Source organism: Brevundimonas sp. (assembly GCF_030682035.1).
In the GTDB taxonomy this organism is placed as follows: Bacteria; Pseudomonadota; Alphaproteobacteria; order Caulobacterales; family Caulobacteraceae; genus Brevundimonas.
The window spans coordinates 1-1,441 of the sequence record NZ_JAUXQZ010000017.1 but is presented as its reverse complement, the minus strand read 5'-3'; the positions used below and the strand labels follow the sequence as shown (position 1 = coordinate 1,441).

Sequence of the window (1,441 nt, the reverse complement as noted above, 5' to 3'; positions counted from 1 at the left end):
CTGCGCGCCCTTGAAGAGATCGCCCAGGCGCTTCGGGTACACGTCGTACGCACCGAAGGCCGACAGATCGAGCGCGAGGTCGGACAGCACGGGGTTGGCCACCTTGTCGTAGAAGCCGCCGATCTTGAGCTCGAAGTCGCGGCCGTCGCGCGCGAAGTCCGACGTGCCGGCGCCGTCTTCGGCCATGCGATCGAGCAGGCGCGCGTTCAAGTCGTCGCCCACGCCGAAGGTGAACACCCGGCTGCCCTGGTTGGCGGCCTTGGCGTTCTTCGAGATGGCGGCCTCGTCGGTCTCCCCCACCGTGGGGTGGCCGTCGGTGATGAACATCACCATGTGCGGACGGTCGCCGCGGTTGGCGCCGTCCTTGAGCGCGCGAACCATCGCTTCGTCGATCGCCGTGCCGCCGATGGCCTCGAGGCCCGAGACGAACTCGAGCGCCTTCTTCAAGTTCGCCTCGCTGGCGAGCTGCGGCTTCTCGAAGAGCGCCTCGACGTCGGTGGAGAAGCGCACCACGTTGAACTCGTCCTTCGGGTTCACCTTCTGCACGCAGTACTTCAGGCTGTCGCGGGCCAGCTTCATGCGATCGCCCATCATCGAGCCCGAGGTGTCGATGACGAAGGTGACGCGCTTGGCGATCACCTCTTCGGCCTTCACGTCGGTCTTGGGCGAGATGAGCGCCATGAAGAAGCCAGGCTGCTCGGGGTCGGGCCGGTGCGACATGAAGGTGAGGCCGATCGCCTTGTCCGAGACGGTGAAGAAGAGATCGAGGTCCTTCGAGATGTCCGCGCCGGCGCCGAGCTCGAGGCCGGTGACCGCCTGGTTCTCGCCCTTGCGGGACACGCCCAGCTTGTGGGTCGGCGAGTAGATGCTGCGCAGCGGGGTCTTGCTCTTGATGTTCGCCGAGAAGGTGAAGTCCTGCTTCACCGTGAGCTTCGGCGCGCCGCGCGTGCCGGCGCCGAGGGGGTAGTGGTACTGAAAGAGCCCGGCGTTGAAGTCGAGCACCTGGCTGAAGGTGAGCTCGATCTTCTGCTCACCGTTGGCCGGCACGGGGAAGACGCGGGCGCGGAAGGCGTCGGTGTCGACGTACTCGAGCAGGCCGGGGTCCTGGAGCCGCCGCACGATGCCCTCGTAGATGTCGGTGGCCTTCTGCTTCTCGAGCATCTCGCCCTTCGTGCGCTTGCCGTTGATCCACAGGTAGAACTCCTGCAGCGCGGCGCCCCTGGGCAACGGGAAGACGTAGTGCGCCTCGAGCTGGCGGTTGGAGCTGTTCACGAAGACCTGCTCGACCTTCGTGACCGCCGCGCCGTCGACGATGTCGGCCGACACGCGCTGGTACTTGATGCCCAGCGGACCCATCGAGGTGTCGGTGGGAATCAACATGCCCTGCGCGAGCGTCAGCGGCGCGACCAGGACGGCGGCCAGCAGAATCAGTCGGTTCATG

General features: G+C 66.3%; 1 protein-coding gene. It reads right to left on the bottom strand.

The window, feature by feature from the left end; all coding sequences use genetic code 11:
* On the bottom strand, positions 1-1,441 hold a 1,441-nt coding region (locus Q8K49_RS03845), incomplete at both ends, for a VIT domain-containing protein (protein WP_305304205.1).